The 16,741-nt window shown below is 55.1% G+C and carries 14 protein-coding genes and 1 pseudogene; 12 read left to right on the forward strand and 3 right to left on the reverse strand.

Going from position 1 to position 16,741, the window contains the following annotated elements:
* Positions 1-69: 69 nt before the first annotated feature.
* Positions 70-1,152, reverse strand: coding sequence for an isocitrate dehydrogenase (locus tag BAA01_14455; GenBank protein OUM88822.1), 1,083 nt, complete (start codon positions 1,150-1,152; stop codon positions 70-72).
* Positions 1,153-1,399: 247 nt separating this feature from the next.
* On the opposite strand from BAA01_14455, the gene BAA01_14460 reads away from it, so the two are divergent.
* Both BAA01_14460 and BAA01_14465 read left to right on the forward strand, forming a co-directional pair.
* Entirely contained in the window at positions 1,400-2,497 is a 1,098-nt protein-coding gene (locus BAA01_14460; protein ID OUM88848.1) for a chorismate mutase, read from the forward strand.
* 29 nt (positions 2,498-2,526) lie between these two features.
* Complete coding sequence (locus BAA01_14465; protein ID OUM88823.1) at positions 2,527-3,546, forward strand: catabolite control protein A; 1,020 nt, start codon at positions 2,527-2,529, stop codon at positions 3,544-3,546.
* Positions 3,547-3,587: 41 nt separating this feature from the next.
* Here the strand turns inward: BAA01_14465 and BAA01_14470 are convergent, their stop codons facing one another.
* Entirely contained in the window at positions 3,588-4,751 is a 1,164-nt protein-coding gene (locus tag BAA01_14470; GenBank protein ID OUM88824.1) for a histone deacetylase, read from the reverse strand.
* Positions 4,752-4,831: 80 nt separating this feature from the next.
* Positions 4,832-5,467 carry an acetoin dehydrogenase gene (locus BAA01_14475; GenBank protein ID OUM88849.1) on the reverse strand — a complete coding sequence of 212 codons (636 nt, stop codon included), beginning with the start codon at positions 5,465-5,467 and terminating at the stop codon, positions 4,832-4,834.
* Between the two features lie 237 nt (positions 5,468-5,704).
* On the opposite strand from BAA01_14475, the gene BAA01_14480 reads away from it, so the two are divergent.
* The 10 genes and pseudogenes from BAA01_14480 to BAA01_14525 all read left to right on the forward strand — a co-directional run bounded on the left by BAA01_14480 (position 5,705) and on the right by BAA01_14525 (position 16,741).
* A complete protein-coding gene (locus tag BAA01_14480) occupies positions 5,705-5,989 on the forward strand; it encodes a hypothetical protein (protein ID OUM88850.1) in 285 nt (94 codons plus the stop codon).
* Positions 5,986-7,548, forward strand: coding sequence for a cation acetate symporter (locus BAA01_14485; GenBank protein OUM88825.1), 1,563 nt, complete (start codon positions 5,986-5,988; stop codon positions 7,546-7,548). The genes BAA01_14480 and BAA01_14485 overlap by 4 nt, the downstream gene beginning before the upstream one ends.
* A complete protein-coding gene (locus tag BAA01_14490) occupies positions 7,536-9,296 on the forward strand; it encodes a histidine kinase (GenBank protein OUM88826.1) in 1,761 nt (586 codons plus the stop codon). The genes BAA01_14485 and BAA01_14490 overlap by 13 nt, the downstream gene beginning before the upstream one ends.
* Positions 9,296-10,048 carry a DNA-binding response regulator gene (locus tag BAA01_14495; protein ID OUM88827.1) on the forward strand — a complete coding sequence of 251 codons (753 nt, stop codon included), beginning with the start codon at positions 9,296-9,298 and terminating at the stop codon, positions 10,046-10,048. The genes BAA01_14490 and BAA01_14495 overlap by 1 nt, the downstream gene beginning before the upstream one ends.
* Before the next feature lie 185 nt (positions 10,049-10,233).
* Positions 10,234-10,554: a hypothetical protein gene (locus BAA01_14500; GenBank protein ID OUM88828.1), complete on the forward strand. Its 321-nt coding sequence runs from the start codon at positions 10,234-10,236 to the stop codon at positions 10,552-10,554.
* Positions 10,555-10,556: 2 nt separating this feature from the next.
* Positions 10,557-12,089 (forward strand): cation acetate symporter, encoded by a 1,533-nt coding sequence (locus BAA01_14505; protein ID OUM88829.1) that lies wholly within the window; start codon positions 10,557-10,559, stop codon positions 12,087-12,089.
* Positions 12,090-12,191: 102 nt separating this feature from the next.
* Positions 12,192-13,916, forward strand: coding sequence for an acetate--CoA ligase (locus BAA01_14510; GenBank protein OUM88830.1), 1,725 nt, complete (start codon positions 12,192-12,194; stop codon positions 13,914-13,916).
* A 150-nt stretch (positions 13,917-14,066) separates the two neighbouring features.
* The gene (locus BAA01_14515; GenBank protein OUM88831.1) at positions 14,067-14,492 is read left to right on the forward strand and encodes a hypothetical protein; all 426 of its coding nucleotides are present in this window, start codon (positions 14,067-14,069) and stop codon (positions 14,490-14,492) included.
* Complete coding sequence (locus BAA01_14520) at positions 14,492-15,517, forward strand: hypothetical protein (protein OUM88832.1); 1,026 nt, start codon at positions 14,492-14,494, stop codon at positions 15,515-15,517. Before BAA01_14515 ends, BAA01_14520 begins: the two co-directional genes overlap by 1 nt.
* A 178-nt stretch (positions 15,518-15,695) precedes the next feature.
* Positions 15,696-16,741, forward strand: a pseudogene (locus BAA01_14525) (cyclohexanecarboxylate-CoA ligase).

Here is a 16,741-nt window from a genome sequence, read left to right on the forward strand (position 1 = left end):
ACATAGCGTGAAGCCCTGGCGCGAAGAAGTACTGGCGCGAAGCTGATCGATGGCTGAAGCTGGCATCGGCTACAGTTCGTAATGAATGGCATCCCAGGCGTCCAGTTTGGTCTGTACTTTCTTGATCACGGCATCGACAAATTCGGAAGTGGTGGCTGTTCCCCCCAGATCCGGTGTGCGGGTGCCTTCCCGCACCACTTCGATGGTTCCTTCATAAATAGCGCGGGCGGCGATCGGCCCCTTGTTGTCCGGGAAGTGGTTCAGGAGTGCTGCGCAAGCCAGGATCATGGCCATCGGGTTGGCGATGTTTTTACCGTAAAGGGAGGGGGCTGTGCCATGCGGGGCTTCCGCCATGACCACGCGTGTCCTGAGGTGTTCATCCAGGCTGAGGAGGAGCGATTCGGCGCCGGCGATGCTGCCGAACAGCTGGAGCACCAGATCGCTGAGGCAATCGCCGTCCCGGTTCAACGCCGGAATGACCAGCGGTTCCCCGCCGGAAGAGACGAGCAGCGCATAGGTGGCATCAATCAGTTGCGGTTCGTATTCCACTTCCGGGTGGCGCTTTGAGGCCGCGTCCATTTCCTCCTTCAGCATGCCTTCATAGACAGGGCTGACGGTGTATTTCGGCCCGCCAAACACCTTGCCCCGCATCCGCTTGGCCTGCTGAAAGGCATATTCGGCGACAGCCCGGCAGGTGGCACGGTCAATCATTTCTGTCCGGTAGGCCACCTCTTCCAGGCCTTCGCCTTCCCGCCATTCCTTGGCGCCGTATGCATCGCCGACGGCCATGCGGACAACGGAGATAGGGGCATGAAGGCCCGCGATGGGCACAATCCCGGGTATCCGGCGGCCGGTTCGCACGATGACCTTGCCGTCGATTTCTTCGCGGAGAATGGCGTTGGGACTGCCAACGTCATTTTTTTCTTCCGGCGTGATGGTGGCTGCCTTGATCCCGTAGCCGGCCTGCTTCATCGCCTGGGCTGCCTCATAAACCACCTTGTTTCGTGTTTGCCGGCGATGTTCCAGGCTCAGGTCATACGTTTCCAACAAAACCTCGAACCCGATCACATTTGGGGCCAGAATCCGCAGGGCCTCTTCCAGCAACTCCTGCCCGGTCTGATCCCCTTTCATCACAATTACCGTGTTTGCCATGGCCAATCACCTCATTCATTGATGCTTTCTCACTTTACCTTTATCCCCTTCATTATACCCTTGCAGGCTGCATCCCAGAAATTCTTATTTCCCCATGTGTTTCCCCACGTGATGATCTGTCCGCATTTCCCATGAGATGATTTGTCTGCCAGAAACGTGTGCCGGGTGACGACAGCAGGCAAATCCGTTATAATAGACAAAATAAAAGATCGATTTAAGGGAGTGGAGAGGTTTGGAACGAAGCAGCCTGGATGGAAACAGTTTGGAAGAATTACGGAAACGCCTGGATGAAATCAATATCCAGTTGTTGAAATGGTTGAATGAACGGGCGGCTGTCGTGGAGCAAATTGGGCAACTTAAGGAAAAGCAGGGTGTGCGCCGTTACGATCCGGTTCGCGAGTCGGAAATGCTGGCCCGGCTGATCGAGATGAACGAGGGCCCATTTGATGATGCCACGATACAGCATTTGTTCAAGGAGATTTTCAAGGCCAGCCTCAAGTTGCAAAAAGAGGACAGCAAGGAAGCGTTGCTGGTCAGCCGCAAGCGGAAATCGGGCAACACTCATGTCAAGGTTGGGGATGTGGTGCTGGGTGAGCCCCATCAGCCGGTGATGGTGGCCGGTCCATGTTCCGTCGAAACCGAGGAACAGGTTCGGGCGGTGGCCAAGGTCCTGGTGCAGGAAGGGGTGAAGCTGTTACGGGGCGGAGCCTTTAAGCCTCGCACCTCTCCGTATGATTTCCAGGGACTGGGCGTGGAAGGGCTGCGCATTTTGCGGCGCGTGGCCGATGAATTCGGTCTGGCCGTCGTCAGCGAGATCGTCACGCCGGGTGATTTGGAACAGGCCTTGGAATACGTGGATGTCATCCAGATCGGCGCGCGCAACATGCAGAATTTTGCCCTCCTGAAAGAGGCCGGCAAAGTGCGCAAGCCGGTTTTGTTGAAACGGGGCTTGGCGGCAACCATGGAGGAGTTCATGTATGCAGCCGAGTACATTCTCTCCCAGGGAAATGATCAGGTGATGCTGATTGAACGCGGCATCCGCACGTATGAGAAGGCAACGCGGAACACGCTGGATATCTCGGCTGTGCCGATTCTCAAGCAAGAGACCCATCTGCCGGTTCTGGTGGATATCAGCCATTCCACTGGCCGGAGGGACATTGTCCTGCCGATTGCCAAGGCCGCCCTGGCAGCGGGCGCAGACGGAATTATGGTGGAAGTGCATCCCAATCCCGCGGTGGCTCTTTCTGATGCCAACCAGCAGCTGAACCTGGAGCAGTTTTCCGGTTTGATGAAGGGGTTGCGGGAAGCTGGCCTGATTGACAAGTTGTCTTTTGTCGAGTCGTAGGTTTTGAAACAAGGAGGTGAAGGCGTCGGATGAGCGTGACCATCTATGATGTGGCCAGGGAAGCGGGGGTTTCGATGGCTACCGTCTCCCGCGTGGTGAACGGAAACCCGAATGTCAAACCGTCCACGCGGAAAAAGGTGATGGAGACGATTGAACGTTTGGGCTACCGTCCCAACGCCGTGGCCCGGGGACTGGCCAGCAAGAAGACGACCACCGTCGGGGTGGTGATTCCGGACATCTCCAACCCCTTTTATGCCGAAGTGACACGAGGCGTGGAAGATATTGCCAAAATGTACCATTATAACATCATTTTGGGGAACTCCGATCAACAAAAACCGAAAGAGCTGGATTTGATCAATACCTTTCTCGAAAAGCAGGTGGACGGCCTGCTGTTTATGGGCAGGGAGATCACGCCGGAGCACGAGGAGGTATTTGATTCCGCGCATGTACCCATCGTGCTCTGTGCCACGCGGGATGAGAAGCGCCGGTTTCCCGCGGTCAACATCAACCATCGCCTTGCCGCTTCGGAGGCCACGCACCACTTGATCGAGGGAGGGCACCGGCGAATCGCGCTGATTGGCGGGCCGTTGGAGGATCCGCAGCGGGGCCGGGCCAAATTTGAGGGATACCGGGAAGCGCTGGAGACGGCGGATCTCCCCTTTGATGAACAGTTGGTCCGGATCGGGGATTACCGGTATGATTCCGGCTTTGCGGCGATGCAGGAGCTGCTGGCGATCCCCGAACCACCGACGGCGGTTTTTTGCGTCAGTGACGAAATGGCAGTCGGCGCCATTCATGCCATTCAGGAGCATGGCCTGCGGGTGCCGGAGGATATTGAGGTCATCGGTTATGATAACATCCCACTGGCGTCCATGGTGCGGCCGAAGCTGACCACCATCGGACAGCCAATGTACGATCTGGGTGCGGTGGCGATGCGCCTGTTGACCAAGTTCATGAATCATGAACCGGTCGAGGAACAGCGGGTCGTATTGCTGCACCAGTGGATCGAAAGGGATTCCACACGCACGCGTCCCATCGGCGATGAATAATGGCACATGGCGGAGATGACGAATCCGCCCTGTGCCTTTTTTTACGCTTTTGGAACGTACCACAACAGTCGTTCCAGGGTGCGCCGGTTTTTCGCTTCAATTTCCTGGCGGCGTGGAATCGGTTTCATCGGCGGGTCAAAAAGCCTGGGCGGAAGGGTTACCGGACTTTCCGCCTGCCATTGATTCAGCCATTGCTGCGGCAGCTGCTGATCTTCCAAGTGAATGTCGTTCATTTCCGCCCACAGCAGCGCCCAGGCACGGGGAACGACACGCCAGATGTCATAACCGCCGCCTCCCAAGGCGATCCACCGGCCGTCGCACAGCTCGTGCGCCAATTGATGAACCAGCCGGGGGATGGCCTGAAAGACGCGCATGGAAGTGGCCAGGTGGGTGAGGGGATCGAAGCGGTGGGCATCACATCCGTTCTGGCTGATGATCACGTCAGGGCGAAAGCTGCGGGCGGCCGTGGGCAGCAGCTGATGAATCATGTCGATATAAGAATCGTCCTCGGTAAAAGCGTCCAAAGGCAGGTTGATGCTGTAGCCAAGGCCCGCTCCCGCCCCCCGTTCATCCACGTCGCCCGTTCCTGGAAAGAGGTAGCGTCCGGTTTCGTGAATGGAGATGGTCATGACATTGGGATCATCGTAAAAAAGCCATTGCACACCATCACCGTGATGGGCATCGGTGTCAATGTAAAGGACCCGTGCCTGGTACTTTTTGCGGATATGGGCGATGGCTACGGCCGCATCGTTGAAGATGCAAAAGCCGGCTGCCTTGTTTCGCAAACCGTGATGCAGTCCTCCTCCCAGGTTTAGCGCGTGCCGGACATGCCCTTCCATGACCAGTTCGGTGGCGACCAGCGTCCCGCCGACGCTGAGCAGGCTGGCTTTGTACATGCCTGGGAAGATGGGATTGTCTTCGGTGCCAAGTCCATATGCTTCTGCGTCAATGGGGTGCGTGGGGGTGTCATCTTCGGTGGGATCAAGCTGCCTGACGGCCTGGATGAAATGTGCATCCAGAATCAGTTCCAGTTCTGTCTCGGTGGCCATTCGCGGGGTGATGATCTGTTCCGGCCGGATGAGCTTCATTTTTTGAATCAAATCGAGCGTCAGTTGGAGCCGTTTTTGATTGAATGGGTGATCGTTGTGGAATTTGTAGGTTTGAAACGCCTCACTGTAGACAAAGGCGCTGTTGTGTTTTGCCATCGCGTCCTTCTCCCACAAGGTTGTCTGTCAGTTTTTTAGATTGAGGTTATTATAGCACGTCCGACAGACGGGGGGAAAGATTAGTACATGTAGCGGCGGCGGAGGCGGAGGCGATCAAAGGCTTCGATGGAACTTTGCGGAACCTGTTTGCCGATCCGGACCATCAAGGCATTGGCGGGGTGTGAGCAGATCTCCGGGTCATCGGTGGCCATCCATTCCAGACCGGCACTGTTCATCACTTTTTCCATCACTTTGCGGTATTCCCAGACGGACAGGCCGGTGCGTTTCAAGTCCCAGTGCCAGCAGTATTCGGTGGTAAAGACGATATAGTTTTCCATATGGGGATCCATGAAAGCCACCTTGAGAAGCGCCTTGGCCAGTCCTCCTTTGCGGTATGCTGGCGCGATTTCGATGGCTCCCAGTTCGAGAAGGTCTTCCATGTGTCCGTCTGACCAGCTTTCCAGCGGATCGGGATAAAGGAATGTGACGTAGCCGACCGTCACGGTTTCGTTGTGTGCCAGGATAATCCTCGCTTCCTCGAAACCGGCAATCTCGATCAGCGCCTGGTGCTGTTTTTCCGGGATGCGAAAGGCGTCACATTCTTCATGCAGCGGGTAACGGGCGACGGTTTCAGGAGGTACCGGGCCTTCGATCAACAGCTCTTCCCCATTCGGCGTCACAAAGGGCATCGAATGGTACTGCTTGACGTGTTTCATTTTCACTTTCATTTGCCGCAGCTCCTCTCCTTATCGGAGTAACTTCTGGTGTACTCATTATACTGGATCGGTATGCGGGAAAAAACAACGGAACCGTGAATTCACAGAATAGCTACACATTGGCCGGCCAAAATATCCTTTGCGACGATTTCCGAATCATGGTACATTTTTTTAAAAAGAAATACTGAAAAATCGGAAAGAGGGTCATGGACCTTGGCTGGCAAAACACAGGCCGAAATGATGGCTGAAATGGCGCTTTTTCGGCTGCTCATCCGCCGCAAGTACCGGTTCCTTGTGCGGGCCATCGCCTGTTTTATGGCCTTTTATTTCATTCTGCCCGTCTCGATCGGACTGTTTCCGCATTGGATGAGCCTGCCGTCGCCGTTTTGGGATTTGCCTTGGGGATGGTTATTCGCTTTTGCGCAATTGGTGATGACCTGGTTCTTTGCTTGGCTCTACTGGCGCAAGTCCAAATCGTTTGATCGGCTGGTTGAAGAAATCAGACAGGGGATTCGACGATGAATCTGACCACTTTTTTGCTGTTTCTCTGCATCGTGGGCAGCACCTTAATCATCACGCATTGGGCCGCGCAGCGAAAACAGACCACGCATCTGTTTTACACGGCCGAGGGCAGCCTGACCGGGCTGCAAAACGGCATGGCGATCGCCGGCGATTATATCAGTGCGGCCTCTTTTCTGGGCATCACCGGCGCCATCGCACTGGAAGGATTTGACGGCTTTTTGTATTCCATCGGCTTTCTGGTTTCTTATCTGGTCGTTTTGTTTGTCGTCGCTGAACCGGTCCGCCATCTCGGAAAGTTTTCGGTGGGCGACGTCATTTGTTTCCGGTTTCCCGGACGGCGGATGCGTCTGGCGATGGCGGCGGGCACCTTCATGATTTCCATTTTTTATATGATCCCGCAACTGGTGGCCTCCGGCCTGCTGATCCGGATGCTGCTGGGAATCGATTATTCGGTTTCGGTGCTGGTGATCGGCAGTCTGATGACGGTGTATGTGGTTTTTGGAGGGATGGTGGCTGCCTCGTGGGTACAGATTGTCAAGACGGTGCTGTTGATGTCGGGGACGTTTCTTCTCTCCCTGATGCTGCTGTCCCGATTTGACTGGCAGTTGTCGGCCTTGCTGCAGCAGGTGGTGGAAGGGACGCCGCTGCGGGAGCAGTTCTTTTTGCCGGGAAACCTTTTTGCTTCGCCGTTGGAGATGCTTTCCTTGAACCTGACGCTGCTTTGCGGGACGGCCGGTTTGCCGCACATTCTGATCCGCTTTTTTACGGTGAAGGATGCGGTGGCGGTCCGGCGTTCGGTGATCACCGCCAGTTGGATCATCGGCCTCTTTTATGTGATGACCCTGATTTTGGGACTGGGCACGGTGGCGCTGGTCGGGTGGTGGCAGCTCATGGCCACGGACCCGACGGGCAACCTGGCCGCTCCCTTGCTGGCCGAAGTGCTGGGCGGTGACTTTCTGATGGCCTTCATCGCGGCCATCGCCTTTGCGACCATTGTGGCTGTCGTCACGGGGCTGGTCATTTCTGCCACGACATCCCTGGCGCATGATGTGTACAATCATGTGTTACGCGGCGGCATGGCGACGGAAAAGGAGCAGCTGCGGGTGGCCAAGTGGACGGCGGCCGGGATCGGATTGATATCCACGCTGTTTTCGCTGGGTTTGGAAAACCTCAATGTGGCTTTTCTCGTCTCGCTCACCTTTGTCGTGGCCGCTTCCAGCAACCTCCCCACGATTGTGCTGACCATTTACTGGAAGCGTTTCAATGAGGTGGGGGCCATGGTGGGAATGACCAGCGGTTTTTTGGCCTCCTTGGTATTGGTGATCTTGGGTCCCCATATCATGAGTCCGGAACATGGCTGGATTGCCAGGGAAGCGATTTTTCCGTTATATAATCCGGGAATTATCGCCATTCCAATCGGTTTTTTGGGTGCCGTGCTGGGAACGCTTTTGTCACGCAAGCCGCTCGATCAGGCCCGTTTTGCCCGTCTGTTGGTACGGGCACAGACAGGCATCGATCCGCTGGATGAGGCGGGGAGGAGACAGACGTGGAACTCCTGACGCTGACCCTGTTTGAACGGCTTGGTTTGTTGCTGGTTGTGGCCTTTATGCTGACGCGTATTCCCGGATTTCGTTCCCTTTTGGATCGGGAGCTTGATGTCAAGACGACCTTGCTGCACGCGATGATTTTCGGCCTTTTCGGGATAGCTGCGGCGCAGGCCGGGGTGTTGATGGACGGGGAGAGCTTTATCCCCCATTTTTGGGTGTTTTCGTTGGAAGAATCCCAGATGCTGGTCGGTTCGTCGTTGGTCGCAATTGTGATAGCGGGGCTGTTGGGCGGCCCGTTTGTCGGGTTGGGTGCCGGGGTGATGGCCGGTGTTTACCTGTTTTCCCTTGGGGGGATGGGAAGTTTGGCCAATCTTCTCGTGAATCCACTGACCGGCCTGCTGGCCGGGCTGACGGCCCGCTTTTTTTCCGAGGAGCGGATTATCGCCCCGTCCAAGGCGTTGTTTATCGGCATTTTTCCTCCCATTTTGAAGATGGGGCTGCTGCTCATTTTTACGGAGGAACCCGAGGTGATGGTGTCATTGGTCAATCTGATCGGACCGCCGCTGGTGATTTCCAACAGCGTCGCCATTGCCGTGTTTACGGCCATGATCCGTCTGGCATGGCATGAGAAAGAACAGGAAGCGGCGCTGGAGACGCGGCGGGCTCTGGCGATTGCCGAAAAGGCGTTGCCTTATTTGGAGAACGAGTCGCCGGTGGAGCGTGCCCGGGGGATTGCCGAGTTGCTCTACAAGGAGTTGAACGTGGGTGCCGTTTCGGTCACGGATCGGGAAGCGGTTTTGGCGCATATCGGCTTGGGGGCCGATCACCACCGGCAAGGTGATCCGCTGATGACCCGCCTGGCCCAGGAGGCGATTCGGGGAGGGCGAATTTTTGTCGCCCATTCCCGGGATGAGATTCGCTGCCGTTATCCGAACTGCCCGTTGCAGGCGGCCATTATCGTGCCGATTTTCCAGTCTGGCGAAGTGATTGGGCTGATCAAACTGTATTACGGCAAAATCCACCAATTACGTGCCGTTGAGGTGGCATTGGCGCAAGGGTTGGGGAAGTTGATCTCCAATCAGCTCAGCGCCGTGGCGGCAGAGAAGATGCGGCTGTTGATTCGGGATGCGGAACTGCGGAATTTGCAGGCACAGATCAACCCCCACTTCCTCTTCAACACGCTGCATCTGATCGCCACGCTCATCCGGGTGGATCCGGATATGGCGCGCCATATCACGGTCCAGTTGGGTCACTACATGCGCTTGAACCTCCGCCTGGCCTCCGCTTCTCTGATTCGGCTGGAACAGGAGTGCGAGCATCTGAACGCTTATCTGGAGATCATCCGGGCCCGCTTTGCCGAACGCTTGACGATCACTTGCCGGATTGAAGAAGGTGTCGGACAGGCCCTGTTGCCGCCATCCTCCATCCAGCCATTGGTGGAAAACTGCATTACCCACGGGCTGCGCAATGTGGCGGATGGCGGGAGGGTGGAGATCGTCATCGCCAGAGGCTCCCGATGGATTCAGATCACCGTGCGGGACAATGGCTGCGGTTTTCCGAAAACGGTGCTGGAACAGGCCGGAAGGATGCCGTTGTCCAGCTCGAAGGGGGGAGGGATCGGCCTGTACAACGTCAACCAGCGCCTGATTGGGTTGCTGGGTGAGTCTTCCCGCCTCCATATCCGCAACTTGCCGTCGGGGGGAAGCGAGGTGTTTTTCCGGATCCCCCATCGGGAGATGAATAACGGGGAGGGGATGTGATGAAGATTCGGGCCATGATTGCGGAGGACGAACGGTTGGCGCGGGAGGAGCTGGCATACCTTTTGCAGCAGGAGGAGGATGTCACCCTTTGCCCCAGCGCGGAGACCGGCGAACAATTGCTGGCGTTATATGATCAATACCGTCCCAATGTGATCTTTCTGGACATCCAGATGCCAGGACCTTCCGGTGTGGAGGTGGCCCGGCGGCTGGTCACCGAATCCCGTGACGATGAGGTTCCCTTGTTTGTCTTCACGACCGCGTATGACGATTTCGCCGTGGAGGCATTTGAACTGGAGGCGGTGGATTATTTGTTGAAACCGTATGATGAGGCCCGCTTCAAGGTGGCGATGGAACGGGTGCGCAAAAGGATGTCCAACGCGCCGGCGGCCGCCGCTCAAACCCAGTTGCAGGAAGTGCGGTTGAGCAAGCTGTTGATCGAGGATGGGGAGAGAATGGTGGTCCTGCAGCCGGAATCCGTTTGCTACGCGGTTCGCGTGGACCGGTACCTGGAAATTCATACGGAAAAGGAGACGATTCAAAGCCGGATGACCCTGCAGGAGTTGGAGGAAAAACTGCGAGGGTATCCCTTTTTTCGCACGCACCGAAGCTATCTGGTCAATCTGGATTACATCCAGGAGATTACGCCCTGGTTCAATGGGGCCTGGAACCTGATTCTCAAGGACGGAAAAAGGAGCAAAATCCCTGTCAGCCGGGCGGCGGCAAAGCGGTTATTCGCGCTGCTGGGGTGGTGACCCAGGATCGCAGGCGCCAATGCTTGCACCATTCGACATCGAATATGAACAAATCAGACACGGAACAAAGCAATTAAAGCCTCTTTTCACAACTGCACTCCATATTCGCGATATACTGAAAACAGTAAGCGCTTACTGCCCTGATCTTAATATGACAGAAGATTTACAAATGTTAATATTTACCAATGGGGGTGCAGCTTGTGGAGAGGTATGACCGGATTGCCAATTCGGCGGAATTTCAGCGACTCAGGCGCTCCAAACTGCTCTTTATCTGGCCGATTGTGCTGCTCTTTTTGATCTATTATCTGACCTTGCCAATCCTGGCCGGTTATGCCAGGCCGCTGATGAATTCCTTTGTCGTGGGCCATGTCACCTTTGGCTATTTGTACGGCATGCTTTATTATCTCGTCGCCTGGGGGCTGGCATTTCTGTATGTGGGCAAGGCCAGGCAGTTTGACGAACAGGCCAAAATCCTGATGGACAAATACGGCCGGAAGGGGGCGTGAAGATGGGCGCGCATGTGTTTGGGATCGTACTTTTTGCCGCGATTGTTGCGCTGACGATGTACATCACGTACTGGGCCGCCAAGCGCAACAAGAGCACCACCGATTTTTACGCGGCCGGGCGTTCGCTGACCGGGTGGCAAAATGGCCTGGCCATTGCCGGGGACTACCTGAGCGCAGCCTCCTTCCTGGGGATTGCGGGTTTGGTGGCCCTGAACGGTTATGATGGGTTCATGTATGCGGTTGGCTGGCTGATGGGGTATATTGTGGTGCTGTATATCGTTGCCGAGCCCTTGCGCAACTCCGGCAAATACACGCTGGCCGACGTCCTGGCTTACCGGCTCAAGCCGGTGCCCGTGCGGACGATGGCGGCGATTGTGACGCTGGTGGTCAGCACCTTCTACATGGTGGCCCAGATGGTGGGTGCCGGGTCGATCATCCAGCTGTTGACCGGGATTCCCTACGAGGGGGCTGTGGTGCTCATCGGTGTCTTGATGATCATCTACGTGGTGTTCGGCGGGATGCTGGCCACCAGCTGGGTACAGATTGTCAAAGCGGTGCTTTTGATGTCGGGCACCATCATCATCATCCTCTTTTTGGCCGTGATCTTCGGTTTTAACCCGTCCAATCTGTTCGGCGCGGTGGCTGAGAAGAACGGGGTGGAATTCCTGCAGCCCGGGCTGCTCTACAAGAATCCGATTGACCTGGTGTCCTTGGGAATTGCCCTGATCCTCGGCACGGCAGGCTTGCCTCATATCCTCATCCGCTTCTACACTGTGCCGTCGGCGCAGGAGGCGCGTAAATCGGTGATCTGGGCGATGATCCTCATCGGCGCCTTTTACGTGTTGATTACGTTCGTCGGCTTTGGTGCCGCCGTCCTGGTGGGTCCGGACGCGATCAAGGCGGCAGACAAAGGCGGAAACATGGCTGCCCCGTTGCTTGCGCAGTATCTCGGCGGAGGTGCGGGAAGCATCGGCGGGGAGATGTTCATGGCGGCCATTGCGGCAGTCTCCTTCGCCACGATTGTCGCTGTGGTGGCAGGATTGGTGCTTGCCGCTTCCGGTGCCTTCGCGCATGACATCTATACCAACGTGATCAAGCGGGGCCAGGCCGATGAAAAGCAACAGTTCCAGGTGGCCCGCTATACCGCGCTCGTCGTCGGTGCGGTTTCCATTCTGATCGGGATCCTGGCCAAAGGGCAAAACGTGGCCTATCTGGTGGCGCTGGCCTTTGCCGTGGCTGCCAGTGCCAATCTGCCGGCGATTATCTTTTCGATTTACTGGAAACGGTTCAATACCACCGGGGCGATTGCCGGCATGCTGGTCGGGATGATTTCCGCGGTCACCCTGGTGATGCTGGGTCCGAGCGTGATGAAGGAAAATGCCATCTTTCCCCTGGCCAACCCGGGAATCATCAGCGTGCCGCTGGGCTTTTTGACGTCGGTGATCGTTACGCTGCTGAGCAGGCCCGAATCGTATGAGGACAAGTATGAAGAGCTGTACGTCAAAGCCAATACCGGAATTGGTGCAGAAATGTAAAAATCTGAATTTGGTTGCGAATCCACAGAATACCATGATAATATAAACATTGATCGTCTGTCGCTTCAACAACATGGAAGAACCCGTCAAGGAGGAAGAAAGATGAGCGAATGGATCCCCCCTACGGCAGAGAATCCGAACATGAAGGACTATGACGAGGCTTATGCTACCTTTTCCTGGGAACAGGTGGAAAAAGAATTTACCTGGCACAAGACAGGAAAGGTGAACATGGCCTATGAGGCGGTGGATCGCCATGCCGAGACCTGGCGGAAAAACAAGGTGGCGTTGTACTACAGCGATGCACAGCGGGATGAGAAATATACGTTTCTGGAAATGAAACTGCTTTCAAACCAATTCGGCAACGTCTTGCGGAAGCTGGGCGTAAAAAAAGGGGATCGGGTGTTCCTCTTCATGCCGCGGACGCCGGAGCTGTATGTCAGCCTGATCGGGATATTGAAGGTGGGTGCCATTGCCGGCCCGCTGTTTGAAGCATTTATGGAGCAGGCGGTACGCGACCGGCTGGAAAACAGCGAGGCGGTGGCGCTGGTGACGACGCCGGCGCTGTTGCCCAGGGTGCCGTATAAAGAACTGCCTCACCTGAAGCACATCATCCTGGTGGGGGCCGATGAACTCCCGCCGGAAGAGGCAGGCACCCGCTTTTACAGTTATGAGCGGGAAATGGCGGAAGCCTCGAGGGAATTGGAGATCGAATGGGTGGACCGGGAAGACGGGATGATCCTGCATTATACTTCGGGGTCTACCGGCAAACCGAAGGGCGTTTATCACGTGCATAACGCGATGATCCAGCACTATCAGACCGCCAAGTGGGTGCTGGATTTGAAGGAAGATGACATCTACTGGTGCACCGCCGATCCCGGTTGGGTGACCGGCACTTCGTACGGGGTGTTTGGTCCATGGCTCAACGGCGTCTCCAGCGTGATCCGCGGCGGACGTTTCAATCCCCGTGACTGGTATGCCACCATCGAGAAATACCGCGTCACGGTCTGGTACAGCGCGCCCACTTCGTTCCGGATGCTGATGGGCGCGGGAGAGGAGGTCATCAAGGAATACGATCTCAGCTCGCTCCGCCACATTCTCAGCGTCGGCGAACCGCTGAATGCGGAAGTGGTCCGCTGGGGGCTGAAAGCCTATGGACTGCGGATTCATGACAACTGGTGGATGACGGAGACGGGCGGGCAGCTCATCGCCAATTTCCCGTCTTTGCCAATCAAGCCCGGTTCCATGGGCAAACCGTTTCCCGGCATTACGGTGGCCATTCTGGATGATGAGGGTAACGAAGTGCCCCGCGGGCAGATGGGGAACCTCTGCGTCAAGGCGGGCTGGCCGTCGATGATGCGGAAGATCTGGAAAAACGAGGAGAAGTACAAGGAATATTTCCGCTTTCCCGGCTGGTACGTCTCCGGGGACTCCGCCTCCATGGACGAGGACGGCTATGTCTGGTTCCAGGGCCGGGTGGACGATGTGATCATGACCTCCGGCGAACGGGTCGGCCCCTTTGAGGTGGAGAGCAAGCTGGTGGAACATCCCGCGGTGGCCGAAGCGGCTGTGATTGGCAAGCCGGATCCGGTTCGCGGCGAGATCATCAAGGCGTTTGTCGCTTTGCGCCAGGGGTATCAGCCCAGTGAAGAACTGAAGGAAGAGATCCGCCTGTTTGTCCGCAACGGGCTGGCTGCCCACGCCGCGCCGAGGGAGATCGAATTTCGCGAATCCCTGCCCAAGACGCGCAGCGGAAAGATCATGCGCCGGGTGTTGAAGGCCTGGGAACTGGGCCTGCCGACCGGGGATCTGTCGACGATGGAGGATTAAAAAAATAGAGAAATAGCTGGGACATTGTGATAAATGGCACCCCCTGATACCACCTTTGGTTAGGGGGTGGTTTTCTTTTGACAGAATTCCATGATCTGTGTCATGATTTGTATTACTAGAATTTGAATGCCAGAAGAAAAGAGGGGGAGCATGGAGCCATCGCTGTTGGAAAAATATTACCTGGGTCAGATGGCGGAAATGTCACGTGTATTTACGTGGGAAGACGTCGAAAAATGTGCGGAGTTGACCGGCGATTACAACCCGATGTATTTTGATCCCGATTTTGTCGCTCAGACCAAGTTCAAGCGCCCTGTGGTCCAAGCATTGTTGACAGAAGGGCTGGTGACGGCTCTCATCAACGGCCACCTTCCGGGACCTGGCGCCCTCTTGTTGGAAAAGGAATTCATTTTTCGCCACCCAGTGCATGTCGGAGACAAGATCACCGCTCGTGTTCAGATCATAGATGTTGATATTGAACGGCAATGGATTACCGAAAAAGTGATTTGCCGCAATCAACATCACCAGGAAGTGCTTCGTGGTCAGGTCGTCCTGCTTGTGCAAAACGGAAAAAGGTGATGGCGATGACGAAAGGATACGCAAGCCGCTATAGCTTTGAAGATGTGTGGAGTATCAGCCAAATCATGGAAGAAACGAAAGAGCTGGCTGCCCGGGTCGCCAAAAGTACGTCCACTGTGCTTATCCATGGGGAAAGTGGGACGGGAAAAGAATTGTTTGCGCATGCGATTCACCGGCTGAGTATCCGAAGGGACCAACCTTTTGTCAGTGTGAACTGTGCGGCCATTCCTGAAGACCTGTTTGAGTCTGAATTTTTCGGATATGAACCGGGTGCATTCAGTGGGGCCAATGCCAAAGGCAAACCGGGAAAATTTGAGCTGGCCAATGGGGGAACGCTGTTATTGGATGAAATCTCTGAACTGCCCTATCCCATGCAAGGCAAATTGTTGAGAGTTTTGCAGGAGAGAGAGATTGAGAGAATCGGCGGCACAATTCTAAATCAGGTGGACGTCCGGATCATCGCCGCTTCCAATCGCCCCCTGAAACCTTTGGTACAAGAAAAAAAGTTTCGTGCCGATTTGTATTATCGTTTGCGCGTCTTTCCGCTCTATATCCCCCCGCTGAGGGAGCGAAAGGAAGACATCCTGTTTTTGGCCCACCGGTTTTTGGAACACTATTGCAAAGCGTATGGGAAGACGACGATCAGGTTGGAACCAGAGGTTCAACAGTGGATGGAATCCTATCCCTGGTATGGGAATGTACGGGAATTGAAAAATTTTGTTGAAGCGGCTGTCCTGCTTGTCGATGACACTGACGGAAGATTGACGATGGAGCATGTGAAGGTGCTGATGGATGATGAAGGGGCAGACGTTATCTATCCAACATGGAAAAAAGGTGAAACGATGAAAGAAACCTATCGGTTTCCATTGTCCTTGAAACAGGAACTGGAAAATTTGGAACGGCAACTCATCCTGAAAGCGCTGTCTGAGAGCAAGGGCGATCGCATGAGGGCAGCGGAGTTGTTGAATATCCACTATGCCAGTTTGTACCGGAAGTTGAATAAGTATCAACTGGAGGAAGGGTAATTTTTCAGATTGGATTCAGCGGAAATCTTTTTGCACAAACAAAAAGCTTTTGCATTTTTGTCAAACAATGCTGATAGCCGCATGCGGTAAATACGCGCGCTGTCAGCATTTTGTTTTTGGCACGTGTTTTGCTTTATGAAATGGCAGGAATCATACATTGGACAGAGGAGGCATGGTAATGACATTTGAAACGATTCTGGATGAGGCAAAAATCCACGACATGCAGTCAAAAGGGTTTTGGAACAACAAGACGATTCTCGACTACTTCAACGAAAGAGTGGCAAACACGCCTGACAAGGAAGCCATTTTTGACTGCCGTGTCCGGCTGACTTATCGTGAATTGGCGCGATTGGTCCGGCGCTGTGCGGGCGGCCTGCTGGCGCTGGGTGTGAAGCCCGGGACCGTCGTGTCGTTCCAGATCCCAAATTGGCATGAATTTGTTGTGGTGCATTTGGCCACAACCCTGGTCGGCGGGATCAGCAACCCGCTGATTCCGATCTACCGTGAGCGGGAAATCTCTTTTATGATCGCGCTTGCCGAGTCTCATGTCTATATTGCGCCCAAGCAATTCAGAGGGTTTGACTATGAAGAGATGATTTTAAAGCTGAGGGGGCAACTTCCTTCATTAAAACACATCGTGATGATCGGAAAACCCTCCGATCCGACGTCGATATCTTACGAGAAATGGATGGCCACCAATTGGGAGGACAGGTATGGCCATCAATTGGAGCAAATTTCCATAGATCCCAATGATGTGACAGAAATCGTGTTTACGTCTGGCACAACAGGTGAGCCGAAAGGTGTGTTGCATACGCATAACACGCTCATCTATGCCAATGAGGCGTTGGCGAAACGGCTTCATTTGACGGAAAATGATGTGATTCACATGGCTTCCACCTTTGCCCATCAGACAGGATTTTTGTATGGAGCGCGACTTCCGTTGCAACTAGGCGCCCGCGCGGTTTATCAGGATATCTGGAATCCTGAACAGTTTGTGGAACTCATCGAAAAAGAAAGAATCACGTTTACGATGGGCGCAACACCTTTTGTCCATGATTTGTTAAGGGCCAAGAACCTGAAGGAGCACGATATTTCCTCGCTCCGGATATTCATCAGTGCCGGTGCGCCCATTCCGCGTCCCTTGTTGCAGGAAGCGGTCGAAAAACTGCCGCATTGCAAAGTGCTGGGAGGGTGGGGACAGACCGAGAACGCACTGGTGAGCAT

It is taken from the genome of Bacillus thermozeamaize, from assembly GCA_002159075.1.
Lineage (GTDB): Bacteria > Bacillota > Bacilli > ZCTH02-B2 > ZCTH02-B2 > Bacillus_BB > Bacillus_BB thermozeamaize.